Source organism: Paraburkholderia sp. RAU2J (assembly GCF_003634845.1).
In the GTDB taxonomy this organism is placed as follows: Bacteria; Pseudomonadota; Gammaproteobacteria; order Burkholderiales; family Burkholderiaceae; genus Paraburkholderia; species Paraburkholderia fynbosensis.
In genome coordinates, this window is record NZ_RBXG01000001.1 from 2,820,912 (window position 1) to 2,847,108 (window position 26,197).

The 26,197-nt window shown below is 64.6% G+C and carries 23 protein-coding genes and 5 tRNA genes; 19 read left to right on the plus strand and 9 right to left on the minus strand.

Annotated features, from left to right (window positions below):
- The first annotated feature begins 122 nt into the window (after window positions 1-122).
- Window positions 123-788, plus strand: a complete 666-nt coding sequence (locus B0G69_RS12890) for a C40 family peptidase (RefSeq protein ID WP_121317480.1) — start codon at window positions 123-125, stop codon at window positions 786-788.
- A 234-nt stretch (window positions 789-1,022) separates the two neighbouring features.
- On the opposite strand, the gene B0G69_RS12895 is transcribed toward B0G69_RS12890, so the two are convergent.
- Entirely contained in the window at window positions 1,023-1,973 is a 951-nt protein-coding gene (locus tag B0G69_RS12895; RefSeq protein ID WP_121319356.1) for a patatin-like phospholipase family protein, read from the minus strand.
- 687 nt (window positions 1,974-2,660) lie between these two features.
- Between B0G69_RS12895 and gltX the strand changes: the two genes are divergently transcribed.
- From gltX to B0G69_RS12930, 7 genes are all read left to right on the plus strand, one after another.
- Entirely contained in the window at window positions 2,661-4,070 is a 1,410-nt protein-coding gene (gene gltX / locus B0G69_RS12900) for a glutamate--tRNA ligase (RefSeq protein ID WP_121317482.1), read from the plus strand.
- Window positions 4,071-4,194: 124 nt separating this feature from the next.
- Window positions 4,195-4,270 (plus strand) — tRNA-Ala (locus B0G69_RS12905).
- Between the two features lie 164 nt (window positions 4,271-4,434).
- A tRNA-Glu gene (locus B0G69_RS12910) sits at window positions 4,435-4,510 on the plus strand.
- Between the two features lie 103 nt (window positions 4,511-4,613).
- A tRNA-Asp gene (locus tag B0G69_RS12915) sits at window positions 4,614-4,690 on the plus strand.
- Window positions 4,691-4,751: 61 nt separating this feature from the next.
- Window positions 4,752-4,827 (plus strand) — tRNA-Glu (locus B0G69_RS12920).
- A 55-nt stretch (window positions 4,828-4,882) separates the two neighbouring features.
- Window positions 4,883-4,959: transfer RNA gene (locus B0G69_RS12925), tRNA-Asp, on the plus strand.
- A gap of 140 nt (window positions 4,960-5,099) precedes the next feature.
- The gene (locus B0G69_RS12930; protein WP_121317484.1) at window positions 5,100-5,564 is read left to right on the plus strand and encodes a GNAT family N-acetyltransferase; all 465 of its coding nucleotides are present in this window, start codon (window positions 5,100-5,102) and stop codon (window positions 5,562-5,564) included.
- A gap of 9 nt (window positions 5,565-5,573) precedes the next feature.
- Here B0G69_RS12930 and B0G69_RS12935 read toward each other — a convergent pair whose 3' ends face one another.
- Window positions 5,574-6,473, minus strand: a complete 900-nt coding sequence (locus B0G69_RS12935; RefSeq protein ID WP_121317486.1) for a helix-turn-helix transcriptional regulator — start codon at window positions 6,471-6,473, stop codon at window positions 5,574-5,576.
- A 181-nt stretch (window positions 6,474-6,654) separates the two neighbouring features.
- Between B0G69_RS12935 and rraA the strand changes: the two genes are divergently transcribed.
- Window positions 6,655-7,149, plus strand: a complete 495-nt coding sequence (rraA, locus tag B0G69_RS12940) for a ribonuclease E activity regulator RraA (RefSeq protein ID WP_121317488.1) — start codon at window positions 6,655-6,657, stop codon at window positions 7,147-7,149.
- A 72-nt stretch (window positions 7,150-7,221) separates the two neighbouring features.
- Window positions 7,222-7,623 (plus strand): gamma-glutamylcyclotransferase family protein, encoded by a 402-nt coding sequence (locus B0G69_RS12945; protein ID WP_121317490.1) that lies wholly within the window; start codon window positions 7,222-7,224, stop codon window positions 7,621-7,623.
- 211 nt (window positions 7,624-7,834) lie between these two features.
- On the opposite strand, the gene aceB is transcribed toward B0G69_RS12945, so the two are convergent.
- Both aceB and B0G69_RS12955 read right to left on the minus strand, forming a co-directional pair.
- Complete coding sequence (gene aceB, locus B0G69_RS12950; protein ID WP_121317492.1) at window positions 7,835-9,436, minus strand: malate synthase A; 1,602 nt, start codon at window positions 9,434-9,436, stop codon at window positions 7,835-7,837.
- 75 nt (window positions 9,437-9,511) lie between these two features.
- The gene (locus B0G69_RS12955) at window positions 9,512-10,357 is read right to left on the minus strand and encodes a (S)-2-haloacid dehalogenase (RefSeq protein ID WP_121317494.1); all 846 of its coding nucleotides are present in this window, start codon (window positions 10,355-10,357) and stop codon (window positions 9,512-9,514) included.
- A gap of 172 nt (window positions 10,358-10,529) precedes the next feature.
- On the opposite strand from B0G69_RS12955, the gene B0G69_RS12960 reads away from it, so the two are divergent.
- A complete protein-coding gene (locus B0G69_RS12960) occupies window positions 10,530-11,432 on the plus strand; it encodes a LysR family transcriptional regulator (RefSeq protein WP_121317496.1) in 903 nt (300 codons plus the stop codon).
- A gap of 157 nt (window positions 11,433-11,589) precedes the next feature.
- Window positions 11,590-12,024 carry a universal stress protein gene (locus B0G69_RS12965; protein WP_121319358.1) on the plus strand — a complete coding sequence of 145 codons (435 nt, stop codon included), beginning with the start codon at window positions 11,590-11,592 and terminating at the stop codon, window positions 12,022-12,024.
- A 289-nt stretch (window positions 12,025-12,313) separates the two neighbouring features.
- Here the strand turns inward: B0G69_RS12965 and aceA are convergent, their stop codons facing one another.
- The 3 genes from aceA to B0G69_RS12980 all read right to left on the minus strand — a co-directional run bounded on the left by aceA (window position 12,314) and on the right by B0G69_RS12980 (window position 16,431).
- Window positions 12,314-13,618 (minus strand): isocitrate lyase, encoded by a 1,305-nt coding sequence (gene aceA / locus B0G69_RS12970; protein ID WP_121319360.1) that lies wholly within the window; start codon window positions 13,616-13,618, stop codon window positions 12,314-12,316.
- Window positions 13,619-14,038: 420 nt separating this feature from the next.
- Window positions 14,039-15,664, minus strand: coding sequence for a DEAD/DEAH box helicase (locus B0G69_RS12975; RefSeq protein ID WP_121317498.1), 1,626 nt, complete (start codon window positions 15,662-15,664; stop codon window positions 14,039-14,041).
- A gap of 497 nt (window positions 15,665-16,161) precedes the next feature.
- Entirely contained in the window at window positions 16,162-16,431 is a 270-nt protein-coding gene (locus tag B0G69_RS12980; protein ID WP_121317500.1) for an acyl-CoA-binding protein, read from the minus strand.
- 157 nt (window positions 16,432-16,588) lie between these two features.
- On the opposite strand from B0G69_RS12980, the gene tsaB reads away from it, so the two are divergent.
- From tsaB to B0G69_RS13000, 4 genes are read left to right on the plus strand one after another with little or no spacing between them, the layout of a single operon-like run.
- Entirely contained in the window at window positions 16,589-17,452 is an 864-nt protein-coding gene (gene tsaB, locus B0G69_RS12985; RefSeq protein WP_121317502.1) for a tRNA (adenosine(37)-N6)-threonylcarbamoyltransferase complex dimerization subunit type 1 TsaB, read from the plus strand.
- Window positions 17,449-17,943: a ribosomal protein S18-alanine N-acetyltransferase gene (gene rimI, locus B0G69_RS12990; RefSeq protein WP_121317504.1), complete on the plus strand. Its 495-nt coding sequence runs from the start codon at window positions 17,449-17,451 to the stop codon at window positions 17,941-17,943. Before tsaB ends, rimI begins: the two co-directional genes overlap by 4 nt.
- Window positions 17,930-19,153 (plus strand): uracil-DNA glycosylase, encoded by a 1,224-nt coding sequence (locus tag B0G69_RS12995; RefSeq protein ID WP_199731196.1) that lies wholly within the window; start codon window positions 17,930-17,932, stop codon window positions 19,151-19,153. The genes rimI and B0G69_RS12995 overlap by 14 nt, the downstream gene beginning before the upstream one ends.
- Window positions 19,153-20,211 (plus strand): DUF1853 family protein, encoded by a 1,059-nt coding sequence (locus tag B0G69_RS13000; RefSeq protein ID WP_121319364.1) that lies wholly within the window; start codon window positions 19,153-19,155, stop codon window positions 20,209-20,211. Before B0G69_RS12995 ends, B0G69_RS13000 begins: the two co-directional genes overlap by 1 nt.
- Before the next feature lie 350 nt (window positions 20,212-20,561).
- On the opposite strand, the gene thiD is transcribed toward B0G69_RS13000, so the two are convergent.
- Both thiD and lplT read right to left on the minus strand, forming a co-directional pair.
- Window positions 20,562-21,368, minus strand: a complete 807-nt coding sequence (thiD, locus tag B0G69_RS13005; protein WP_121317506.1) for a bifunctional hydroxymethylpyrimidine kinase/phosphomethylpyrimidine kinase — start codon at window positions 21,366-21,368, stop codon at window positions 20,562-20,564.
- 59 nt (window positions 21,369-21,427) lie between these two features.
- Window positions 21,428-22,735 (minus strand): lysophospholipid transporter LplT, encoded by a 1,308-nt coding sequence (lplT, locus tag B0G69_RS13010; RefSeq protein ID WP_121317508.1) that lies wholly within the window; start codon window positions 22,733-22,735, stop codon window positions 21,428-21,430.
- Between the two features lie 218 nt (window positions 22,736-22,953).
- Between lplT and alr the strand changes: the two genes are divergently transcribed.
- The 3 genes from alr to B0G69_RS13025 all read left to right on the plus strand — a co-directional run bounded on the left by alr (window position 22,954) and on the right by B0G69_RS13025 (window position 26,187).
- On the plus strand, window positions 22,954-24,024 hold the full coding sequence (gene alr, locus B0G69_RS13015) for an alanine racemase (RefSeq protein WP_121317510.1): 1,071 nt from the start codon (window positions 22,954-22,956) through the stop codon (window positions 24,022-24,024).
- A gap of 365 nt (window positions 24,025-24,389) precedes the next feature.
- Complete coding sequence (radA, locus tag B0G69_RS13020; RefSeq protein WP_121317512.1) at window positions 24,390-25,766, plus strand: DNA repair protein RadA; 1,377 nt, start codon at window positions 24,390-24,392, stop codon at window positions 25,764-25,766.
- A gap of 142 nt (window positions 25,767-25,908) precedes the next feature.
- The gene (locus B0G69_RS13025) at window positions 25,909-26,187 is read left to right on the plus strand and encodes a DUF2866 domain-containing protein (RefSeq protein WP_121317514.1); all 279 of its coding nucleotides are present in this window, start codon (window positions 25,909-25,911) and stop codon (window positions 26,185-26,187) included.
- The last annotated feature ends 10 nt before the right edge of the window (window positions 26,188-26,197 follow it).

Below are 26,197 nucleotides of genomic sequence, written 5' to 3' on the forward strand. Positions count from 1 at the left end.
CAATTGGGTGCGTATCTCGATTGAATTTTTCTATTTGTTTTGACACGTGAATACTTACTGGCTAGTATCGACCAAACTTTTTTCCGTAGACCCCTGATTTTTTTGGCAAAAACTACCGACCAATGCAGCACAGAAACTTAACCCAGGCTTGCACGCGCGTCGTCGCCGGGATGTTCATTGGCGTCTTGATGGCAGCAGCTCCCGGCGCTTTCGCCGACGAAGTAAGCAGTTTCAATCAGAATGCCTCACCTTCGACCTCCACCGGGTCGAATCCCTTGTCCTTCTCCAACTCGCAAGCAGGCGCTTCCGACAGCGACAGCGGCGCCAAATCGTTCCTGTCCGGCATGGCTGGCAAAGCGGGCGACGTGGTGGTCGGTGCGCTGAACATGATCGGTGTTCGCTACCGTTGGGGCGGTAACACGCCTGATTCGGGGCTCGATTGCAGCGGTTTCGTGCGCTACGTGTTCCAGGACACGCTCGGCATGGCGCTGCCGCGCCGAGCCGAGGAAATGAGCCGCGTCGGCGAAAAGGTTCGCGTGAGCGACCTGAAGCCGGGCGACCTGGTGTTCTTCAACACGATGCGCCGTACGTTCTCGCACGTGGGCATCTATATCGGCGACAACAAGTTCGTGCATTCGCCATCCACCGGCAGCACGATCCGCGTCGACGACATGGATAGCGGCTACTGGGAAAAGCGTTTCACAGGCGCGCGCCGGATCGAGGCGTCGTATCAGGAAGGCGAAGATCTGCGCAAGCGCGTGAGTGCGACGATCGGCGGGAATAACTGATTTCGGCCGCTTCGGCGTTTCAAGCGCGATAAAAAAGCCTGCTTCGGATGAAGCAGGCTTTTTGCTTTCTGCTGGCGGTTTGTGCGCCGCGCGGAGGCTGGCTTGCGCGGTTTTTTGGACCGGATAGGCTGGATTTTGCAATGGCTCCTGCTGCCGTTCCGCTCGGTGCTTTGACCCACTGCGGTGTCGCTAGCGGCTCACCGGCGCCGCACTGGCTCACCCCTGCCTGCGCGTCTACGCCGTCGCCCGGCTCGTGGCCAGCTTGCGCTGCAACTCCGGCATCGTTTTCGCCACCGCTTCCTCGCCCGCCAGAATCGCCGAGTTGCGCTGCGAGAAATCGCTGCCGCTCATCGCGGCCAGATTCGGCCGGATCACGACATCGGCGTACTTGTCGAGTTCATAGGCCTTGATCGTCTGGCCCATGATCGTGAAGGTCTGCATCAGCACGTCGAACGAACTGGCGGTCAGGCCGCTCTCCGGGCGCTGCGAAATATCCACGGCGATCACGAAGTCCGCGCCCATCTTGCGTGCGAACGAGGCGGGCACCGGGCTCACCAGACCGCCGTCGACATATTCGTGACCGCCGATCTTCACCGGCTCGAAAATCGACGGCACGCTGCATGACGCGCGCACCGCGATGCCCGTGTTGCCACGCTGGAACAGAATCGGCTGACCGGTTTTCAGATCGGTCGCCACCACGCCGAGAGGCTTCGCCATCTTCTCGATCGGACGGTTATTCAGCGTCGTGTTCAGATAATTCTGCAGCGCGATGCCTTGCAGGAAGCCCCGCGTGCGAAATGGCATCGCCCAGTCGCTGATCGACGCTTCGTCCATGGTCAGCGCGAGCTTGTTCAGCGCAAAGCCGTTCATACCCGATGCATACAGCGCGCCGACCACCGACCCGGCGCTGGTGCCGGCCACCAGATCGACATGGATGTTGCGCGCCTCCAATGCCTTGATCACGCCGATGTGCGCGAAGCCGCGCGCGGCGCCGCCGCCCAGCGCGAGCGCGACGCGGACCGGTCGCTGCGCTTTGTCGAGCGGCGGCGGGTTGACGGTGGGCGTGGCGGCGAGCGGCGAGTTATCGGTTTTGCCGCCGCCGGTCGTGGTGCAGGCGGCCAGCACCGCGGAGGCGGCTGCCAATGAAAAGTTGCGGCGGGCGAGACGGGGCGACGAGGGTTTCAACGAGTTCTCCAGCAACGGCGCGGCTGACGCATTCGACGTCGCCACGGTCCGCGCTCAGGCTGATAGTCAAACGGACAGGATCGTCAGCGACGATTCCACGCGCTGAGGATCTATCGGCAACCGCAGCGCGCGCACATCATAAATCAAAGGCCCACGCGCGCGGCGGCCTGGTAATGAAACGTTGCAGAGGATCCATTCGGGTGGCGTGGGGCGCGGTTTCGCCGAGGCTTCGAGGCGGCTCGGACTCGGCGCACGTGCGCCGCCGGAGCGTTGCGCAAATGCCTCGGCTCAGTTCGGCGAAATCCGCGTCTCGCGCAGCGCGGGAGGGGCTCAGTTGGCCTTCAGCCGGTCCCCGTGGAAAAAACATAGCCCTGCGACCAGGCCAGCGCGCGCCGCAGTCCACCGCTCGCGCGATACATCCCGGAAGTTTGCTGCGCGCACGCGCGCCGACACGATCAAGCAAGCGCTTAAAGCCCATTCCATGCGCAACCGCTGCCTCGCACACACTGCCATCGTCCATTCGGACGAGGCCAGGCAACGCACGCGCGGAAGGTATAATTCGCCTCTCGCATTTATTTCCCTCGTGTCCATGCACGGCGCTTTTCCGTCGCATGGGCGCGGTCCGCTGCCGCGCCTGAAGGGCCATGTCCGTGCGGGTGCCGGCGCCAGTCTTCCGAGTAACCGCTAATGACCACCTCCGTTCGTACCCGTTTCGCACCGAGTCCCACCGGCTTCATCCACCTCGGCAACATTCGCTCCGCGCTCTATCCGTGGGCGTTCGCGCGCAAGATGAAAGGGACCTTCGTGCTGCGGATCGAGGACACCGACGTCGAGCGCTCCACCAGCGAATCCGTCGACGCCATTCTCGAAGGCATGGCGTGGCTCGGCCTCGATTTCGACGAAGGCCCGTTCTACCAGATGCAGCGCATGGACCGTTACCGCGAAGTGCTCAAGGAGATGCAGGACGCCGGGCTCGTCTACCCGTGCTACATGTCGACCGAAGAGCTCGACGCGCTGCGCGAACGGCAGCGCGAAGCCGGCGAAAAGCCGCGCTACGACGGCACGTGGCGCCCGGAACCGGGCAAGGTGCTGCCGCAGCCGCCGGCAGGCGTGCAGCCGGTGCTGCGCTTCCGTAATCCGCTGACGGGCGTGGTCGCATGGGACGACGCGGTGAAGGGCCGCATCGAGATCTCGAACGAGGAACTCGACGACCTCGTGATCGCGCGTCCGGACGGCACGCCGACATACAACTTCTGCGTGGTGGTCGACGATCTGGACATGCGCATCACGCACGTGATCCGCGGCGACGACCACGTGAACAACACGCCGCGCCAGATCAACATCCTGCGTGCGCTGGGCGGCGAGCCGCCGGTGTACGCGCACTTGCCGACCGTACTGAACGAGCAGGGCGAGAAGATGAGCAAGCGCCATGGCGCGATGAGCGTGGTGGGTTATCGCGATGCGGGGTATCTGCCAGAAGCGGTGGTCAACTATCTGGCGCGCCTCGGCTGGTCGCACGGCGACGCGGAAGTATTCTCGCGCGAGCAGTTCGTCGAATGGTTCGATCTGGATCACCTCGGCAAGTCGCCGGCCCAGTATGACCACGACAAGCTGAACTGGCTGAATGCGCACTACATCAAGGAAGCGGACAACGCGCGTCTTGCGGAGCTGGCAAAGCCGTTCTTTGCCGAGCTGGGTATCGACGCAGCGGCGCTCGCCCAAGGTGCGGATCTCACGGCAGTGGTGGGCTTGCTGAAGGATCGCGCGTCGACGGTCAAGGAGATCGCGGAAAACGCTGCGATGTTTTACCGCACACCGGCGCCCGACGCCGAATCGCTCGCGCAGCACGTGACCGACGTGGTGCGTCCGGCGCTGGCCGATCTGGCCGCCGCACTGAAGACCGTGGAGTGGAGCAAGGAGGCGATCGCCGCCGCGCTGAAAGCGACGCTCGGCGCGCACAAACTGAAGATGCCGCAACTGGCGATGCCGGTTCGTCTGCTGGTGGCGGGCACGACGCACACGCCGTCGGTCGACAGCGTGCTGATGCTGTTTGGCCGCGAGGTGGTCGTGAGCCGTATTGAAAAAGCGCTGGCTTAAGCGCGTGCGTTCACACGCGCGTTGAGAAGGTTTGCATGCGGCTTGAAAAAAGTCGCATGTAATTGCTCAAAGGGTATTTACAAAGCGCAGATTGGCCTCTAAAATCTCGTTTCTCTGATGTGCAGGGGGTATAGCTCAGCTGGGAGAGCGCTTGCATGGCATGCAAGAGGTCAGCGGTTCGATCCCGCTTACCTCCACCAACAAAAGAGTAAAGTAGCTCAGAAGTCTGGAAGTTGTAGAAAAAAAGACTTCCCAAATGCTTGAAACGTAGTTAGAATATCGGTCTTCGCTGTTGACGAAACGAAATAACTGAGAAGTTAGCGTGAGTTGGCAGCAGATTAAAGACAGATCTGAAAAAGATTATGTCCCCTTCGTCTAGAGGCCTAGGACATCACCCTTTCACGGTGAGTACAGGGGTTCGAATCCCCTAGGGGACGCCAAACATCAGCGTCGCTTTAGTGTTCGGGTTAAAGCCCGATTGGCAGTAAAGCAATGCAGCTTGCAGAGAAATAGCCGACGCTCGCAAGCCAGGGTGTAAAGACTGGAGTGGTAGTTCAGTCGGTTAGAATACCGGCCTGTCACGCCGGGGGTCGCGGGTTCGAGTCCCGTCCACTCCGCCAGACAAAGCCCGTTCATTCAAATCTGAACGGGCTTTTTCATTAAAGGTGTAAGCAGTACGTTGTCCCCTTCGTCTAGAGGCCTAGGACATCACCCTTTCACGGTGAGTACAGGGGTTCGAATCCCCTAGGGGACGCCAACACATCGGCGTCGTTCGGTTGGAAGTTTGAACGGTGCAGTAGGTGCCAAGATCTGGAGCGGTAGTTCAGTTGGTTAGAATACCGGCCTGTCACGCCGGGGGTCGCGGGTTCGAGTCCCGTCCGCTCCGCCAGATTCGAGAAAGCCCACTTCGAAAGAAGTGGGCTTTTTTTATTTCCGCGACCAGCCGGCCTGGTATGCTCGGGACAAACAGCCATTGCCAGCGTGCGCGGCCTGTTTTACCGTTGACCGACTCATCTTCGTCGTTCCGCCATGTTCGATCCAACCGAAGCTCCGTCACCGTTTCATCTTCGCAACGCCGGCATGGACGATTTCGAGTTCGCCGAGGCGCTGACTCGCAACAACATGGGCGGCTATTATCGCCGGCACCACCTAGTCTGGCGGCCCGATCTGTTTCTCGGCAGCTGGCGCGAGTCGGAGAATTTTATTCTCGAAGTGGAAGGCCAGGCGATCGGCGTGTTGCGCATCACGCAGGAGGGTGATTCTCTCCATATCCGCGACGTGCAGATTGCCGAAGGTCATCGGCGGCACGGCGCCGGCACGTATCTGCTCGACATCTCGCATCAATGGGCGCGCGAGCGTGGGCTGCGCGAATTGCAGTTGCGCGTGTTCGTGGACAATCCCGCGGCGCGGCTGTATCAGCGCAAGGGCTACAAGCTCGCGGGTCCGCGTCTGGCGCAGCTCGGTGCGATCCGGCATCTCGCGCGGCGGGTCTGAGATCAACGCTCAACGCGCGGCGCCGTTCGGCACATCCGCGCGATCGTGCGCTGATTCGTCGTCCGGTTCCGCGTCGCCGTGTTCGTCGTTTTCCACGCGATGCTCCGAGCCGCGCTCGATGAACGCGCGCGGACTCTTACCGAACGCGCGCCGGAACATCGCGGAGAACGCGCTTTGGCTCTGATAGCCGAGTTCCTGTGCGACATGCGAGAGCGGCCGTCCCTGGCTCAGCAGCGGAATCGCGCGCGCGAGGATCGCCTGCTGACGCCATTGCGAAAAACTCACCCCCAATTCTTGCCGAAACAGCCGCGCGATCGTGCGCGTGCTCGCGCCCACGCTGGACGCCCATTGTTCGAGCGACTCGCCGTGCGTCGGATCCGCGATCACGGCCTCGCACAGCGCACGCAGACGTTTTTCATTGGGCATCGGCACGGACAGCGGCAGCGGCTCCGAGCGCGTCAGTTCGTCGAGCGCGAGCGCGCCGAGCAACTGTTCGCGTGTGGCCGAAATGCCGGGCGTATCGAGCGCGGCGATGACTTCGCGCAGCAGATCCGAGACTTCGACCACGCGCGGCGCATCGAGCCCTGCCGGCACCGTGCTTTCCGTGATGTAGAGCGTGCGCAGGAACGCATCTTCGACGGCCACTACCTCGTGCGTCACATGCGGCGGCACCCAGATCGCGCGCGAGGGCGGCACCATCCACGTCGTGCCGGTCGTCGCGACGCGCAGCACGCCGCGCGACGCATACGCCACCTGCGCCCACGCATGCGTATGACGCGCGATGCGCCAGCCGGACGGCATTTGCCGCGAGCGCACGCGGATCGGGTGCGTGTCGGTCGGCTGGAACTCGGGCGGAATGTCGGCGAAGCGGACGAAGCTCGACAATTCGGTGTCGGCGGACGAAGTCATGGCGAAGAGCGGTCCAGAGAATGGAGTGCCGGAAGTCGGTGCGGTGCGTGGCGATATTGGATGCGCAAGCTTCGCGCGCACAGTTGCGCGAGCACAAGCCGGCGGGCCTCATCATTGTAGGTGTTGGCCGCAGCCAGCCGTTGCATAATGGCCCGACCGTCCCGCCCTGGAGGAGATCCCCATGAGTTTTGCTACCGCGGACTTGTGCGACGCGCACGAAGACCAGTTGACACTCGGCACGCTGCGCGTGCTCGAACCGGTGTTTCACCTCTTCAGCCGCACCGAGTGCTTCAGCGGCGAGGCGGTGACGCTGAAGGTATTCGAAGACAACGCGCTCGTGCGAACCACACTCGAAGAGAAGGGCGCGGGCCGCGTGCTGGTGGTCGACGGCGGCGGCAGCCTGCGCTGCGCGCTGCTCGGCGGCAATCTCGCGCAGATCGCGGAACAGAACGGCTGGGCCGGCATCGTGCTGAACGGCTGCGTGCGCGATACGCTGGAACTCAACGAGGTCAACGTCGGCGTGGCTGCACTCGCGACCTGCCCGCGCCGCGCCCAGAAGCGCGGTGCCGGCGAGCGCGACGTGGCGGTGCAGTTGCCCGGCGCGCTGGTGCGTCCCGGCGAATGGATCTATGCGGACATCGACGGCGTACTCGTCGCGAGCGCGGCGCTGAACTGAATTGAACTGGAACGCCGGCTGAACCGTGGCCTGACCGGAAGCCACACCCTCAATCAAGGAGAGCGAACGACGATGCAAACCGTCTTTGTATACGGCACGCTGCGTGCCGGTGAAGTGAACGACATCAGCGAAGCCGCGGCGCGCAACGAGATCGACGCGCCGAATCTGCTCGGCACGGCCTCGGTGCGTGGCCATCTGTTCGACTTCGGCCTGTATCCGGGCCTCGTCGTCGACGAAGCGGGCGTCGACGTGATCGGCGACGTCTACGAAATCGACGATGCGCTGGTCGCGGTGCTCGACGAAATCGAAGCCGTCTACCCCGGCGTCGAAGATCGCTTTCTCGCGCGCGAAGTGATGGTGAAGGTGGACGGCGATGTGGTGAATTGCCGTTTCTATCCGGTCACGCCGAATGCGGTGAAGGGCCTGCCCGAAATCAAATCCGGCGATTGGGTCGAATATCGCAACTCGCGCTGACTGGCTGAGCCCGTGCAAAAAAAGGCCCGACAGGCTCGCGCCTGGCGGGCGGTGCGGTCGGTCAGTCTGCGGATCGAGCCGCCTTCACGCCGCACATGGGAGATGAAGGCAAGCTCGCTACGGCAGCTACAGCAAGCAGCTACAGCATCATGCGATGCTTATCCTTCGCAGAGCGCCTCACGCCCGGACAGCATGACGCGCGTCAGCAACCTCAAAGCTCCTCGTACAACGGCAGCGTCAGGAAGTCGGTGAACTGCTCCGACGTCGACATCTCTTCGAAGATCTGCGCAGCGCGTTCGTACGGCTTCGTATCGCCGCCCACCGCCTGCTTGACCTTGCCGAGTTCCTGCACCGCCAACTCGCGCACGAGCTCGACCGTCACTTTGCGGCCGTCGCCGAGCTTGCCCTTCGGCGAGCGGATCCATTGCCATACCTGCGAGCGCGAGATTTCCGCGGTGGCGGCGTCTTCCATCAGGTTGTGAATCGGCACGCAGCCATTGCCCGCGAGCCACGAGCCCAGGTAGTGAATGCCGACGTTGATGTTGTTGCGCAAGCCGCCTTCGGTGATCGGCGTTTCAGGACGGAAGTCCATCAGGTCCGTGGCCGTGACGAGCACATCGATGCGTTGCTTGCCGATCTGGTTCGGCTTGTCGCCGAGCACCTTGACGAACTCTTCCATCGCGATCGGCACGAGGCCAGGATGCGCGACCCAGCCGCCATCGTAGCCGTCACCGGCATCGCGCGCCTTGTCGGAGCGTACGCCGGCCATTGCCGTGTCGTTGGCCGTCGGGTCGTTCTTGATCGGGATCAGCGCGCTCATGCCACCGATCGCCGGCGCGTTGCGGCGATGGCAGGTCTTCAGCAGCAACAGCGCATACGCGCGCATGAACGGCGAAGTCATCGTGATCTGCGAGCGGTCGGCGAGGCAGAAATCGCGATCGGCCTTGAACTTCTTGATCGCCGAGAAGATGTAGTCCCAGCGGCCGGCGTTCAGCCCCGAGCTATGCTCGCGCAGCTCGTACAGGATCTCGTCCATTTCGAACGCGGCGACGATCGTCTCGATCAGCACCGTCGCGCGAATCGTGCCGCGCGGCACGCCGACCGCTTCCTGCGCGGCGACGAAGATGTCGTTCCACAGACGCGCTTCCAGATGGCTCTCCATCTTCGGCAGATAGAAGTACGGGCCCGAGCCGCGCGCGACCAGTTCCTTGGCGTTGTGCACCATGAAGAGCGCGAAATCGAAGATGCCGCCCGACACGCGCTTGCCGTCCACCTTCACGTGTTTCTCGTCGAGATGCCAGCCGCGCGGACGCACGATCAGCGTGGCGACTTGGTCGTTCAGCCGATACGACTTGCCGTTCTGCTCAAGCGAAATCGTGCGGCGCACCGCGTCCTTCAGATTGATGTGCCCGGTGATCTGGTTGTCCCAACTCGGCGCATTCGAATCCTCGAAGTCGGTCATGTACGAATCTGCGCCCGAGTTCAGCGCGTTGATGATCATCTTGCGCTCGACCGGACCGGTGATCTCCACGCGGCGGCATTGCAGATCCTGCGGCAGCGGCGCGATTGTCCAGTCACCTTCGCGCACGGATTTCGTCTCGGCGAGGAAGTCGGGACGCTCGCCGGCGTCGAGCCGTTTCGTGCGTTCCACGCGCGCCTGCAGCAATTGCTGGCGGCGCGGCTCGAACGTGCGATGCAGCGCGGCAACGAGTTCGAGCGCTTCGCGCGTGAGGATCGCGTCAAAGCCCGGCTTGATTTCAGCCGAGATTTCCATGCCCTGCGGCAGCGACAGTGATGAGAGCGAATTCGCCATGTGTTCTCCTTGGTCGGTCAGATTGTGCAAATCGTGGATGTTGAAAAAGCGTTGAGATAGTCCGGGGAGCCGCCGTCATGTGCCAGGGCTGTGGCGTTTGCGGCGGTTGCCGGGATGGTTCGGGGAACTGATTGAGTCGCGAGGCGGTGCGAGGGCCTGCAGAAAAGCAAGCAGGTCGTTCATGCCGCCGCCCGTGCCATGCGGCGCGACACCCAGTTCTTCGACGGGGGCGTTTTGCCGGTTGAGCCAGAACGTGGTGAAGCCGAACCACGTGGCGCCCGCCACATCCCAGCCGTTCGACGACACGAAGACGATGTCGCCCGGCAGCGCGTCGAAGGCTCGCGTGCCGAGCGCATACGCGGCGGGCGAGGGCTTGTAGGCGCGCACGGAGTCGACGGACAGCACGTGGTCGAACAGCCCGTTCATGCCGGCGCTTTTGAGCGCGATGTCGAGCATCTGCGGATTGCCGTTCGAGAGAATTGCGAGACCGAGGCGTGCAATGGGCTCTTCGGCGGCGGGCGTCGAAGGCGTTGACGCAGTCGCCTCGCGAGCCGGCGCGTCGCGCAACGCGCGCAGCGCCGGCACCGCATCGGGAAACGCGGAAAGGCACGCGTATTCGTCCATCAACCGCTTCTCGGCCGCGCGGCCCAGCGTGAGTTGAAGCTTTTTCGCGGCGAAGCGCAGCGCGTCGAGCGTGACGTCCCAGAACGGCCGGTAGTGCGCGCCGGGTTTGTCGGCGGGAGCGGCCAGTGTGCGCAATTGCGTGTACTCGATCTGCTTCTGACGCCACAACTGAGAGAGCGCGTCGCCGTGACCGGGGAACATCTGCTCGGCGGCAGCGATCACCGAATGCACGTCGAAAAGCGTGCCATACGCGTCGAAAATCACTGCTTTTGGGGAAGGTGCCGTTGTGGCCGACATTGCCGTGCACTCCTGTCAGAGGTCAGGACGGATTGTATTAGTGACACTCGACGCTAAAAAAGAGGCTAAACATCACTTGATCTTTTACTTTCATCCACCTAATCTGACGCGCACCCTCACTTTCACCCGTGTTGCGAAGAACCTCTTTCGGGCTTCGCGGCGCGCACCGCCTATGGACCGTTTCAAGCAGATCGAGACTTTTGTCACCGTCGCGGCCAAGGGCAGCCTGTCGGCCGCCGCCTTGGCCGAAGGCGTCGCGCCCGCGATCATCGGCCGCCGCGTCGATGCGCTCGAAGAGCGCCTTGGCGTCAAGCTGCTGGTGCGCACCACCCGCAAGATCACGCTGACTTTCGAAGGCTCCGCGTTCCTCGAAGACTGCCAGCGCATCATTCACGACATGCAGAACGCCGAAGCGAGCGTGTCGGAGGGGGGCGTGAAAGCGAGCGGCCATCTGCGGCTGTCGGCGCCGGCCGGTTTCGGGCGGAGGCACGTCGCGCCGCTGGTGCCGGCGTTCACCGTCGCTCATCCGGACGTGTCGATCACGCTCGATCTGTCCGACCGGCTCGTCGATCTGGTCAATGAGGGTTTCGATTGCGCCGTGCGGCTCGGCGAATTGCCGGATTCGTCGCTGGTGTCCCTGAAGCTCGGCGAAAACCGGCGCGTGTGCGTGGCGTCGCCGGCCTATCTGAGCCGGCGCGGCGCGCCGCACACGTTGGCCGATCTCGCGCGGCACAACTGTCTCGCGCTCGGTGCGAGCGCCAACCAGCAGCGCGGCTGGATGTTCCAGCAGGGCGACAAGGTGGTGTCGATCAAGGTATCCGGCACGATGGAATGCTCGGACGGCGCGGTGCTGCACGAGTGGTGTCTCGCCGGCCACGGGCTCGCGTGGCGCTCGTGGTGGGAAGTCGGCACCGACATCGCAGCGGGGCGGCTCGTGAGCGTGCTCGACGAATTCGCCGCGCCGCCGATCGGCATCCACGCGGTGTTTCCGCAGCGCCGCCATCTGCCGCTGCGGGTGCGGCTGTTTCTGGACTTTCTCAAGCATACGTATGGCCATCCCGGCTACTGGGGCTGATGCGCGGCGTCACGAGCAACACGGTCGCGACATGCGGACAGACCCTGGTGAATCCATGCCCTCATTTGCGCGACCTACAATCGATTGAAGCGGCTTGCAAGCCGAGCCTCGTTGGACGCTCACGCCGCGCTGCGCGCAGCCGGCGACGGAGGGCATCATGTTCAGGCACATCCTGGTTCCGACCGATGGTTCAGAGCTGTCACACAAAGCGATAGACGGCGCGATCGATCTGGCGCAGGCCGTCGGCGCGCGCATCACCGCTTACGCGTGCCTGCCGCAATATCCGTACTCGCCGTTTTCCGACGTGGTGGTCGAGCCGCCCGCCGAATTCCTGCAGCGCAGCGAGCGCGAAGCGCGCGTGCATCTGCGGGAAGTGGAGATGGCCGCGCGGCGTGTGGGCGTGGTCGTCGAGAGCAGGACCAGCGTTCATCCGGCGCCTTACCTGGGCATCATCGAAGCGGCGCAGCAGGGTGCTTGCGACGTGATTTTCATGGCGTCGCACGGGCGGCGCGGCCTGGGCAGTCTGCTGATCGGCAGCGAAACACAGCGGGTGCTGACGCATACGAAGATTCCGGTAATCGTGTACCGCTGAACGGCCGTTGGGCGGCGCGTGGTGGCGTCAAAAAACGCGCCGGCGGTGAAGCCGGCGCGCCACTACTGCTCGCCGGTGCGCTGTTGTGCCGGCGCTTTCTCCGCTGCTGCGAGTTTGCTCCGACATTCCGGCCGCCGGGGCTGAGCGTCGATACCTCCGGCGGTGCGAGTCCTCCCTGTGACGGCGGCTCTCTATCGGAACTGCTTGATCGTCTTTTGCGCTGGCGCTTTTCGCGATCAGGCCGCGAGGCCGACCTGGTCGGCGGCGACGCGGCCTGTCACGCGGCCTGTCAGGCGACCTTCTTGTCGAAGAACTGCTCGTCTTCCGTCGAGCCGTGCAGCGCGGTCGTCGACGCTTCGCGTTCGACCGTTTGCGTCACGGCGTCGAAGTAGCCGGTGCCGACTTCGCGCTGATGCTTCACCGCGGTGAAGCCCTTTTCGGCTGCGGCGAACTCGGCCTGCTGCATTTCGACGAAGGCCGTCATCTGGTTGCGGGCATAGCCGTGCGCGAGGTTGAACATCGAGTAGTTCAGCGCGTGGAAGCCGGCCAGCGTGATGAACTGGAACTTGTAGCCCATCGCGCCGAGTTCGCGCTGGAACTTGGCGATGGTCGCGTCGTCCAGATTCTTCTTCCAGTTGAACGACGGCGAGCAGTTGTACGACAGCAGTTGATCCGGGAATTCCTTGTGGATCGCATCCGCGAATTTCTTCGCGAACTCGAGGTCCGGCTTGCCGGTTTCGCACCAGATCATGTCCGCGTACGGCGCGTAGGCGAGACCGCGCGAGATCGCCTGCTCGAGGCCGGGCTTCGTGCGGTAGAAACCTTCGACCGTGCGCTCGCCGGTCAGGAACGGCTTGTCGTTGTCGTCGATGTCCGAGGTGACGAGGTCGGCGGCTTCCGCATCCGTGCGGGCGAGCAGCACGGTCGGCACGCCGCAGACGTCGGCGGCCAGACGCGCGGCGGTCAGCTTGGCGACGTTTTCGCGGGTCGGCACGAGCACCTTGCCGCCCATGTGGCCGCACTTCTTCACCGATGCGAGCTGGTCTTCGAAGTGCACGCCCGCGGCACCTGCTTCGATCATGGCCTTCATCAGTTCGAACGCATTCAGCACGCCGCCGAAACCGGCTTCCGCGTCGGCGACGATCGGTGCGAAGTAGTCGATATAGCCTTCGTCGCCCGGATTCTTGCCTTCCGACCACTGAATCTGGTCAGCGCGCGTGAGCGTGTTGTTGATGCGCTTCACGACGAGCGGCACCGAGTTGGCCGGATACAGCGACTGGTCCGGATACATTTCGCCGGCCACGTTCGCATCGCCTGCCACCTGCCAGCCCGACAGATAGATCGCCTTCAGACCAGCCTTGACCTGTTGCATCGCCTGGTTGCCGGTCAGCGCGCCGAGCGAGTTGACGAACGGCTCGGTGTTGACGCTCTCCCAGAGTCTCTGCGCGCCGCGTTTGGCGAGCGTGTGTTCCACCTGCACCGAACCGCGCAGACGGATCACGTCCTGCGCCGAGTAGGTCCGCTTGACGCCTTTCCAACGCGGATCGGTCTCCCATTGCTGCTGGAGTTGCTTCGCCTGTTCTTCGCGGGTGATGGTCATCGTGTTCTCCTTGGGTTGCCTGTAATGGATGGGTGACTCTGTCTTCGTCGAAGCGGCTGGCCATCAGGCGTTTCGTTTCGTGAAGTCTTATATAAGAGTCTAGGCAAACCGAGGGTCCCACAATAGTCGGCAGGTAGTGTTTTTCCAATATTTATTATTGTTTTTATTCAATGCGTTACGCGCACATTTTCACATTGAGAAACGATTTTTTCCATGTTGCAACGGCGCCTCTTGTACCCTGCAGCATGATTTTTTACGACGCAAAAAAATTTACCACATCGTGAAATGTCAAGGCGCACAAGCTTTGGACGAAAAAAAACCGGTGCCCGAGCACCGGTTTCTTCCGACTGAGCGGGCGGCGCGAAGCCGTCCGGAGTCTTTTACACGCTAATCCGGGTATTGCCGCCGGATAGCTTAGCTGCCGCGACGCGCCGTGCGCGGGCCGTCGCTGCGGCGTGCGCCGTAGCCGCCGTCGCGCGAACCGCCGTAGCCTTCACGCGAGCCGCCACCGAAGCCGCCTTCACGCGAACCGCCGCCAGCGGACTTGCCGGCCCAGCCGCCGCCGCTACCGCTGCGCGAAGCGCCGCCGTTGCCGGCCGGCTTGCCCGAACCGCTACCGAAACGACGGCCACCGCCGTTACCGCCGCCCGGACGGCCGCGGCCGCCAAAGCCAGGACGGCCGTTGCCCGCCGGCGTCGACTTGCGCGGCTCGAAGCCTTCGACGACGTTGACCGGCAGTGGGGTGCGCACGAAGCGCTCGATGCGCTTCAATGCGCCTTGTTCCGCGTGATGCACGAGGCTCACCGCGATACCCGAGCGGCCGGCACGGCCGGTACGGCCGATACGGTGCACGTAGTCTTCAGCGAACTTCGGCAGGTCGTAGTTGAACACGTGCGTGATGCCCGGAATATCGATACCGCGAGCGGCGACGTCCGTTGCCACCAGCACACGCACGCGACGCTCGCGCAGTGCCTTGATGGTGCGGTTACGCGCGCCTTGCGGCAGATCGCCGTGCAAAGCGGCCGATTCGAAACCGGCGTCGGCAAGACGCCCTGCGAGCTGGTCGGCGTCCATCTTGGTTGCCGTGAACACGATGGCCTGATCGAGGCCCGAGTCACGCAGCAGATGGTCGAGCAGACGATCCTTGTGATCGCGGTCGTCGACGTAGTGGACGGTTTGCGCGATATTGGTGCGCTGTTCCAGACGCTGAACGATCTCGATACGCTCCGGATCCTTCAGCAGACGGCCGGTCAGCGAGCCGATCTTGCCGTCGAGCGTGGCCGAGAACAGCATGGTCTGACGCGTAGCCGGCGTAGCGGCGACGATCGTTTCGATGTCTTCAATGAAGCCCATGTCGAGCATGCGGTCGGCTTCGTCGAGCACGAGAATCTGCAGTTGCGACAGGTCGATACGGCCGCGTTCGAGGTGGTCGATCAGACGGCCCGGCGTGGCAACCAGGATTTCCGGGTTCTTCGCCAGCAACATCAGCTGTTGACCGTAAGCGACACCGCCCAGAATGCTGACGGTGCGCAGGCGCTTGAGGTGCTTGCCGTACGTGGCGGCGGCGGTCGTGACCTGCATCGCGAGTTCGCGGGTCGGCGTCAGGACCAGCATGGTCGGACGGGCAACCGGTTGCGGACGGCGCGTGTTGCGGGCGCCGTCGGCCGGACGCGGTTCACGCGGCTGGCTGGCTTGCGCCTTTTGCAGTTGCGAGAAACGCTCGATGGCGGGCAGCATGAACGCGGCGGTCTTGCCCGAACCGGTCGGGCTCGAGACCAGCAGATCGCGGCCGGCGATGCCGGCCGGGATGGCGCGTTGCTGAACCGGCGTCGGGTTCTGGTAACCAGCGGCGGTCAGCGCGGAGACGACATCCGCGGAGAGACCAAGCGACGCGAACGTCGGGCCGCTCGGGACTGCGGCTTCAGCGGCGACGGCTTCCGGAGCGGCAGCAACGGCTGCGGCTTGGGCGGGAGCGTCGGCGAGACCGAGTGCCTGATCGGCGATGGCGTTCAACGGGCTGGAGGTGTTGCTCGAAGTCATGAGAATCCTTGGTACACAGGGAATTAAAACGTCGGCGCCAATCGGCATACCCAAGTCGTCGGATTCAGCGAGCAAAGAAGCAGCGAGCAAATCGAAAAACGGGGGCAGCTCGCGACAATGAAGGCGAGCTTTTCGTTAGAAGCTGTATCGGATGCGACATGCCAACACGGCGTGCCGCCAGCCTGGGACATGATCGCCCGAAGAGGGCTAGGCAGGAGGGGACAGGTTCTAAACTGGATTGGAGCTAAACGCTACGAGGCGCTGCGCCGCAAGGGCCGCTACATGAAGCGGGCAAAGCAGTGAAGCGCAGGCCGCATTGTATAGGGTTTTGTTGCACTGCGCCACTGTTAGGACATTTCCGAGCCGAAAAGTTTGCGAATCCGGCTGGCGCGGGCCGGCGTTTCGACGGCTGGGGCAGCGCGGCTGTCGGCGCACCTGGGTTACCGGGCGCTCGAAATAAAGCCGCGACCGCAGCGCCGGCCGCCGCTTCGGCGCGCTCAGGTCGCAGCGCCGCTCTTCAACGATTCGACGAGCTCGACGTATTGCTGCTTCGCGACGTCCTGCGCGGTGCCCTTGAGCGCCGCCCACGCGTCGTACTTGTATTTGCCGACGATGTCGGTAAAGCCAGGCTTGTCGCCCTGAACGTCGCCGCGGGTGGCCTGCTTGTAGAGCGCGTAGAGGCGCAGCAGCGTGAGATTGCCCGGCCGCTCCGGCAACTGCTGCACTTCTTCGTGGGCTTTGGCGAATTGGGCGTCGATGTCTGTCATGGTGGTGTTGCCCGCCGGGCGGGGTCAAATGAGGATCGGCCGACGATCATAACAACTGCCTGTGCTCGCGTGGGCGAGGGCTTATTCCAAACAGGGCGCCGCCAGGACGCAACGCCAAACCCCATTGACGCGCGCGGCGCCGATTACAATACGGTCCATGACTCAAACTGTGCTCCTTGCCCTCGATACCTCGACCGAATTCTGTTCGGTCGCGCTGCTGTCCGTTCCCGTCGACGCCGCTCAGACTGGCGCCGCACCCCGGCTCTGGGTTCGCCACGAGCAGACCGGCGCGGTCTCCAGCACACGGCTGCTGCCCGCCATCAGCGAGCTGTTCGACGAAGCCGGCCTGACGCTCGCGGCTTGCGACGCCGTCGCGTTCGGCTCCGGTCCCGGATCGTTCACGGGCTTGCGTACCGCGACCGGCGTCGCTCAAGGCCTCGCGTTCGGCCTGAACCTGCCGGTCGTGCCGGTCAGCACGCTGCTGGCCTGCGCGGAGAGCGCGCGCCTGCGCGATCCGGCGGCGACGCGCGTGCTCGCCGCGCTCGACGCCCGCATGGACGAAATCTACTGGGCCGACTTCGCGTGGGACGAGGCGCAGCAGGAATGGCGCACCGTTCAGGCGGCCTCGCTCGACGCGCCAGAGCGGCTGGTGCTACCCGACACGCCCTTCACGCTTGCCGGCAACGCCGCCGCGGCGTTCGGCGCGCGGCTGCCAGCAGTGGCCGCCGCGCGTACGGTCGACGGCGAAGCGCTGCCGCATGCGCTGCCGCTCGCACACGCGGCGCTGCGCGCATTGCGCGCCGGCCGCACCGTGCCCGCCGACCAGGCCGCGCCGGAATACGTGCGCGACAAGGTGGCGCAGACCACGGCGGAGCGTATGGCAGAGAAAGCCGGGAAGGCTGAAAAGGCCGCGAGGGCAGAACGGGACGCGGGACTCGCGCAGAGCCCGCAGGACGTCCACGACGGCGCAGCCCAGCCCGCGCCCGCGCACGGCGGATCTCACGGCGAGGGCCGGCAATGAGCGGCGTGTTGCTCGCGGACCGCTACATGTCGCCGATGACCGAAGGCGATCTGGACGAGGTCGCTGCTATCGAAAAGATCGCGTATGAGTTTCCGTGGAGCCGGGGCAATTTCGGCGACTCGCTGCGCAACGGCTATTTCGGCGTCTGCCTGCGGCACGTGACCGGCACGCTGATCGGCTACTGCGTGCTGATGCCGGTCGTCGATGAAATGCATCTGCTCAACCTGTGCGTCACGCCCAGTGCGCAAGGTGCCGGCGCCGGCCTCGCGCTGCTGCGCGAGGCGGTGCGCATCACGCATGCGGAAAAACTCGATGGCCTGCTGCTCGAAGTGCGGCCGTCGAATCATCGGGCGATCCGGCTGTACGAACGCTTCGGCTTCGCGTCGATCGGCCGGCGCAAAAACTATTATCCGGCGCGGCATCGCAGCCGGGAGGACGCCATCGTGATGCGTTTCTCGTTTGCCACGGAGGGCGCAGATGGCGCTGCATGAATCGGTACTGGAGGAGTTCGGCCTGACGACGCTGTGGGTGCGTCGCGGGATGGCGGTCAAGCCGCAGGTCGAAGGCGCCGGGCCGGGTGCGGAGGCGTTGACCGGGCACCCGGGGCATCGCGACGATGGGCGCGGGGCGGTGGGGGCAGCGTCGGTACCGCTCGCGCAGGATGCGCAGCGGCCAGCTATCCGTACGGGCGAGACGCAGCAAACCGGGCGTGCGCAGATGTCGGGCGAGCCCCGTGCGCCGCTTCGCGGCGAGCAGGTGGGCCCGTCGGCCGGAGCCCGCGAGCGGTTCGATGATCATGCCGCTTCGGCGGGTGCGAGCGAGCCGACGCGAGCCACGCAACAGAGCGAGGACGGTGAGCGTTGGATGCAGCCGGCTCACGATATCGCGCAGGACCGGCAATCAACGCCTGTCGACGCGCGGCAACAGCCGCATACAGCGGGCGAATCCGCCCAGCAGGCTCAGCAGGCGCCGCCGCGCCAGCCAGTCGGGCCGGCGCGCTCCCCGGAGCCGCCGCCATTCGATGCCCCGCCCGACGACGATTTCGCATGGTTCGACGGCCCGCCAGCGCACGCTCCGTCGGAAGCCCGCCGCGAAGCGCCCGAACTGCCGCCCGTCCACACGCTCGACTGGGACGCGCTGAGCGAGCGCGTCGCCGAATGCCGGCTGTGCCGCCTGTGCGAGAAGCGCACGAACACCGTTTTCGGCGTCGGCGATCGCGCCGCGGACTGGATGCTGATCGGCGAAGCGCCCGGCGAGAACGAAGACCGACTCGGCGAGCCGTTCGTCGGTCAGGCCGGCAAGCTGCTCGACAACATGCTGCATTCGCTGGCGCTCGCGCGCGACACCAACGTCTATATAGCCAACGTGATCAAATGCCGGCCGCCCGGCAACCGCAATCCCGAACCGGACGAAGTTCTGCGGTGCGAGCCGTATCTGCAACGTCAGGTGGGGCTGGTCAAGCCGAAGCTGATCGTCGCGATGGGCCGCTTCGCCGCGCAGAGTCTGCTCAAGACCGACGCGAGCATTTCGTCGCTGCGTGGTCGCGTGCATCAGTACGAAGGCGTCCCGGTGATCGTCACCTATCACCCGGCGTATCTGCTGCGCCGGCTGCCCGACAAGGCGAAGGCCTGGGCCGACCTGTGTCTCGCGCGCGATACGTGGCGCGCGGCGGGCGGTGCGCCGTCGAACACGGTGAAGTGATGGCCGTCGACGGACCGGCGGCGCATGTCGCCGCCGCGCGGGGCAACCATGCCACGCTCCTCGAAACGTTGCTCCGCACCTTGCGCGACCCGGCCGTGCGCGATCTCGCGTGGCTGTTGCTGAGCGCCGACCTGCTGCGCGCGCAAGCGCCGATGGGCGCGCTCGCGAATCCTTTCGATACCCCGCAGGAACTTCACGCAGGCGTCGACTGGCTCTGCGCACTCGATGCCACGCCGCAGCCGCTGCATCGTGACCTCGCGGCGACGCGCATCACGCGTCTTGGCCGGTACGCGGAACGGCTGCTCTGCTGGTTCCTGCAAAACGGGCCGGCGGCGCGGCTGGTCGCGGCCGGCGTGCCGTTGCGGCGCGCGGGCGTCACGCTCGGCGAATGCGATTTTCTTGTGGAGTCGCGGCAGGGCGCGCGGCTGCATTGGGAGTTGGCGGTGAAGTGTTATCTGCATGCGGGCGACGGGCGTGGGCAGGGGCATGGGCATGGGCAGGGGCAGGGAGCCGGGCAAACGGACGCGCGCCTGGCGGATTATGTCGGGCCGAATCTGAAAGACCGCTTCGATCTCAAGCTCGCGCATCTGCTGAACCATCAATTGCCGTTGAGTGCGCGCGAAGAGTTTGCGTCGGTCGGTTATGCGGGACCGTGGACGCCTGAGATGTTCGTTAAAGGCTGGCTGTTTTACCGGCATGGCGAGAGGCCGGCGGACCCCGTCGAGCTCAATCCGTCGCATGGCCGAGGCTGGTGGGTCACGCGCAGCGATTGGCCGGCGTTCGCGGCGGCGCAGGCGCAAAAGTGGCGGCAGTTGCCGCGGCTGGAATGGCTTGCGCCGAGGCGCGTTGCGCTGGAGAGCGAGCAGGCTGGGAGCGAGCCCGTGGGATCGCTTTGGGTCGACGCGCAAACGCTTGCGGCACAGATTTCACCCCAGCATGGACCGGCGATGGTCGCCGCTCTTGTCGAGGATCGCGCAGGCTATCTGGTCGAACACTCGCGCGGTTTCATCGTGCCGGACGAGTGGCCGGAGCAGGCATGGAACTACGCGCAGAAGTAGTGGAGTGGTAGCCGGTACGACGCAGTCGCTCCCGGCATAACGAGGCACGATCTCACCGCTCGCCGGTGACGATTCGTTTGGAACGCTTCTGTGGGCTTCACCGTGCCGCACGAGTGGCCGGAGAAAGTGCGGCATGACGCGCGGCGTACGCGGAGCAGCAGGCGGTACGACATACCCGCTCGTCGTAACGTGAGCCACGTCACGATCTCACCGCGTATCACCGTCAGTTGATCGAACGCTCGCGTGGCTTCAGCGTGCCAAAACGTAGGTTCCGCCCCCGACGCAAAAAACCGCACAGCCCAGCAGCGAAACGCGGCAGACACTCAACAACGCCCCCTACAGCGAGCCGCTCACCACCAGCGATAAAAATGATGCACCGGCCCGACGCCGCCGCCGACATCGAGCCGATCACTCGCCTGCAACGCACCCGTCAAATAAATCTTCGCATCGGCCACCGCGCTCGCCAGATCGCCGCGTTGCGGAATCAGCGCCGCAATTGCCGACGACAGCGTGCAACCCGTCCCGTGCGTATTTTTCACCGGCACGCGCGGGCCGCCCAGGCGCAATGTGCCACTGTCCTGCACCAGCCAGTCGGGACTGTCCGCTGCGCTCAGATGGCCGCCCTTCATCAGCACCGCGTGTGCGCCGAGCGCGCGCAGCGCTTCGCCTTGCTCGACCATACCGGTCTCGTCGGTGGCCGGCTGCACGCCGAGCAGCGCGGCGGCTTCGGGCAGATTGGGCGTCAGCAGATCCGCGAGCGGCAGCAATTCGTCGCGCACCGCAGCGACCGCATCCGGCAGCAGCAATGCATGATTGCTCTTCGAGATCATCACCGTGTCGAGCACGACGTGCTTCGGCTTGTGACGACGCAGCGCATCGGCGACCGCGCGGGCGATCGGCGCGTTCGCCAGCATGCCGATCTTCACCGCGTCGATGCGGATGTCGTCGAACACCGCGTCGAGTTGCGCGGTAATGAAGGCCGGGTCCGGCGCGTGAATCGCGGTGACGCCACGCGTATTCTGCGCGGTGAGCGCGGTGATCACGCTTGCACCATAGGCGCCGAGCGCCGAGAAAGCCTTCAGATCGGCCTGAATGCCGGCGCCGCCGCCCGAGTCGGAACCGGCGATCGTCAGCACATTGGGAATCGTTTGCGTCATGGTCAAGCGAGGAAGAAGGAAGGCGCGGGCACGCTCGTGAGCAGCGGCCCGCGGCAAGCTCAGTGCTTGGCTTCGCCGATCAGCGCAACCGAGTCGAATGCGCGCTGGTTGGCCTGGTGGCGCCGCATCACGAGCCACATCATCAGGCACACGAAGGTGCCGAACAGCACGATCACCACGGTGACCGGCACGTCGAGCCACACCAGCACCGCGTACAGGCACAGCATGATGAGCACCGAGAGATTTTCGTTGAAGTTCTGCACGGCGATCGAGTGACCCGCCGAGAGCAGCACGTGGCCGCGATGCTGCAGCAGCGCATTCATCGGCACGACGAAAAAGCCCGACAGGCCGCCGACCACCATCAGGAAGATATACGCGAAGATCAGGTAGCCCGGCATATGCATGCGGCCGATCCGGAGGCCCCAATGCGCGGGGAACAGGTCGCGCGTGTAGAACGCCATCAGCATCACGGCGATCCCCATCATGATGCCGACCGGCAGCACCGACAGCGACTTCTTCAACGGCACGCGCGAGGCCGCGAAGATCGCGCCGCCCGCCACGCCGACGGCCACCACCGCCTGCAGGATCGCCGCCTCGGAGAGCGACATGTTCAGCGACACTTCGGCCCACTTCAGCACGATGAATTGCAGCGTCGCGCCGGCGCCCCAGAACAGCGTCGTGACTGCGAGCGAAATCTGGCCGAGCTTGTCGCGCCACAGCACGAGAAAGCAGTCGGCGAAATCGGTGATGAGTTTGATCGGGCCGCGTTCCTGTTTCGGATAACGCGCGCCGGTGTCCGGAATGCGCAGATTGAACAGCGCCGCGACGACGTAGATGGCCATGATCACCAGCATCGCCGCTTCGGCGGGCGTATTGACGGTGGGGATGTGCTGCCGCAGGATCGGCGCGGCAATGTGCGGACTGATCAGCGCGCCGCCGAGCACGGTGCCGAGAATGATCGAGCCGACCGTGGTACCTTCGATCCAGCCGTTCGCTGCGACCAGCCGGTCAGGCGGCAGCAGTTCGGTGAGAATGCCGTATTTGGCGGGCGAGTACGCCGCCGCGCCGAAGCCGACGATGCCGTACGCAATCAGCGGATGCGCGCCGACCAGCATCGTGATGCAACCGAGGACCTTGATGGTGTTGGTGACGAACATCACGCGTCCTTTCGGACGGGAGTCGGCGAAGGCGCCCACGAACGCGGCGAGAACGACGTACGACAGCACAAAAAACAGCTTGAGCAGCGGCGTCATCCAGTTCGGGGCGTGAAGATCTTTCAGCAGTGCGATAGCGGCGATCAGAAGCGCATTGTCGGCCAGCGACGAAAAAAACTGCGCGGCCATGATGGTGTAAAAACCTTTTTTCATCTGATGCGATGCTGTCCTCGCTGCGGTCTGTCCGCCCCGGCCGTTTGCAATACGTCCGGGCTTATGCCGTTCGAAATGGGTTGTGCGCACGGCTTTATATCACGAAAATAGCTGAATTCGGACTAGCAGAATCCTTGATCGCACCGCCCAGCGGACTGCCGCGCGTTGAAAACGCCCAGTAAGCCGCTGATTCGCAAGTGTCTTTACGAAAATATCCCATGCCGCGCCCCCTCTCAGCCACGATTCATACCGCCGCACTTGCCAATAATCTTGCCGTCGCGCGACGCTACGCGCCAAAGTCCAAAATATGGGCCGTCGTCAAGGCGAACGCATATGGACATGGCCTTGCGCGAGTGTTTCCCGGCTTGCGCGCAACCGACGGCTTCGGATTGCTGGACCTCGAAGAAGCCGTGAAGTTGCGTGAATTGGGCTGGGCTGGGCCGATTCTTCTGCTCGAAGGCTTCTTCCGTCCGACCGATATCGACGTGATCGACCGCTATAGCCTGACGACCGCGCTGCATTCGGACGAACAGTTGCGCATGCTCGAAATGGCGCGCCTGTCCAAGCCCGTCAACATCCAGTTGAAGATGAACACCGGCATGAACCGGCTCGGCTACACGGTGGAGAAATTCCGCGCCGCGTGGGAGCGGGCGCGCGCCTGCCAGGGCGTCGGCCAGATCACGCTGATGACCCATTTCTCGGATGCCGACGGCGAGCGCGGCATTGCGTATCAGATGGAAGCGTTCGAGCGCGGCGCGCAAGGCATCGCGGGCGCGCGCAGCCTCGCCAATTCGGCGGCCACGCTGTGGCATCCGGGCGCGCATTTCGACTGGGTGCGCCCGGGCATCATCCTGTACGGTGCGTCGCCGTCGGGCGTGACAGCCGCGATCGAAAGCACCGGGCTGCAGCCGGCGATGACGCTCGCCTCGGAACTGATCGCCGTGCAGATGCTCAATGAAGGCAGCACCGTCGGCTACGGCTCGGCGTTCAAGGCGCGCGGCGCGATGCGTATCGGCGTGGTCGCGTGCGGCTATGCGGACGGCTATCCGCGGGTCGCGCCGGAAGGCACGCCGGTGATCGTCGAGGGCGTGCGCACGCGGGTCGTCGGACGCGTGTCGATGGACATGCTCACGGTCGACCTCACGCCGGTGCCGACCGCCAACGTCGGCTCGCGCGTCGAGTTGTGGGGCAACGCGCTGCCGATCGACGACGTCGCGCAGGCGTGCGGCACGATTGGCTACGAGCTGATGTGCGCGGTGGCGCCGCGTGTGCCGGTGCGGGCGGAGTAGGGTGCGCGCAGCAGCGGGCAAAGTCACAGGCGGAGTGAGCGGCGCAGTCGCGCACGGTGTAGCGAGGCAGGTAGTGCGCGGCGCGAGGCCATGGCGGGTGGCTGCGCCAGTTCGCGCCTCGCGATGAGTTTTCCCTGATGGCGTCGCGCTTCGCTTTTTGCGTCGCCGGCTGCGTCGGAATTTGCGCTGTTGGGCGCACCGCTGACGGCACTGCGTGTTGCTCCGTATTTTTGCGTCGCACAGCACGCCGCTGCATGTCGTCGCGTTCGCCGCCGCGCTTGGCGTCCCGGCGCGGAAACGGCCATTAACCGCACCCGGCGCATCAACCCGATCAATCCCAAGAACAGCAATACAGGCAATCACGCGTGGCTAAACCGAAGACGTTGTACATCTGCAGTGAATGCGGCGGGCAATCGCCGAAATGGGCTGGCCAGTGCCCGTCATGCAATGCGTGGAACACGCTGGTCGAATCGGTCGCCGAAGCGCCGTCCACGCATCGTTTCCAGTCGCTCGCGAAGAGCGCGCCGGTGCGCCGTCTCGCCGATATCGATGCGTCCGACGTGCCGCGTTTTTCCACCGGCGTGAGCGAGTTCGACCGCGTACTGGGCGGCGGTCTGGTGCCGGGCGGGGTGGTGCTGATCGGCGGCGATCCGGGCATCGGCAAATCGACGCTGCTGCTGCAATCGCTCGCCGAAATCGCCGCCGACAAACGCGCGCTCTACATCAGCGGTGAAGAGTCGGCCGCGCAGATTGCGTTGCGCGCGCAGCGGCTTTCGTTGCTGGAGCCTGGCTCGAAGGCGAGCGAGCTGCAATTGCTCGCGGAAATCCAGCTCGAAAAAATCCAGGCGACGATCGCCGACCAGCGGCCTGACGTCGCGGTGATCGACTCGATCCAGACGGTCTATTCCGACGCGCTGACCTCCGCGCCGGGCTCGGTCGCGCAGGTGCGCGAGTGCGCGGCGCAATTGACGCGCGTCGCCAAGCAGTCGGGCACCACGATCATCATGGTTGGCCACGTGACCAAGGAAGGCGCGCTGGCAGGCCCGCGCGTGCTGGAGCACATCGTCGATACGGTGTTGTACTTCGAGGGCGACACGCATTCGTCGTACCGCCTCGTGCGCGCGATCAAAAACCGCTTCGGCGCGGTCAACGAGCTTGGCGTGTTCGCGATGACCGAGCGCGGCCTGCGCGGCGTGGCGAATCCGTCGGCGCTGTTTCTGTCGCAGCACGAGCAGTCGGTGCCGGGCTCCTGCGTGCTGGTGACCCAGGAGGGCACACGGCCGCTGCTGGTCGAAGTGCAGGCGCTGGTGGACGCGGCCAACGCGCCGAATCCGCGCCGGCTCGCGGTCGGTCTCGAACAGAACCGGCTCGCGATGCTGCTGGCCGTGCTGCATCGGCATGCAGGGATCGCGTGCTTCGATCAGGACGTGTTTCTGAACGCGGTGGGCGGCGTGAAGATCACCGAACCCGCCGCCGATCTGGCCGTGCTGCTCGCGATCCACTCGTCGATGCGCAACAAGCCGCTGCCCAAGGGGCTCGTGGTGTTCGGCGAAGTCGGCCTCGCCGGCGAGATCCGGCCGTCGCCGCGCGGCCAGGAGCGGCTCAAGGAAGCGGCCAAACTGGGCTTCTCGGTCGCGGTCATTCCGAAGGCCAACGCGCCGAAACAGCCGATCGAAGGCTTACAGGTCGTTGCGGTCGAACGGATCGAACAGGCGATCGACCGGGTCCGCACGCTCGAATAGACGGGACCGCGGCGCATGAGGGCAGCAAGCGCGCCGTAATGCGCCGTAAATATCCCCGCATTGTCTGTAACCTGAATGGCATTTCTTTTTTCTAAGCTGCGAGGGCAACCATCCCTTCCGATGCTCGAAAAAGGATCGCGCCTTGAAACAGTCAATTGAAACCGTCGCCGAGCGGCCGATACAGGTGCGCGGCTGCCGCGTGTCCGCACCGATTCGCCAGCCATGGGGCGACGCGTGCCGGATCGTCGAGTGGATCGACACGGCGGGACAGATATCGCGGCGCGTAGTGGCCGAGGACGCGACTGCCGCCGAGGTTCGCGCCACGATCGACCGTCACGTCGAAGGCCGCAAGCACCTGCTGTACGACGATGAAAAGACGCCACGCCAGACGTTGCCGCGGCAGACGGCTGTGCGGCGCTGAGGGTAGGGGC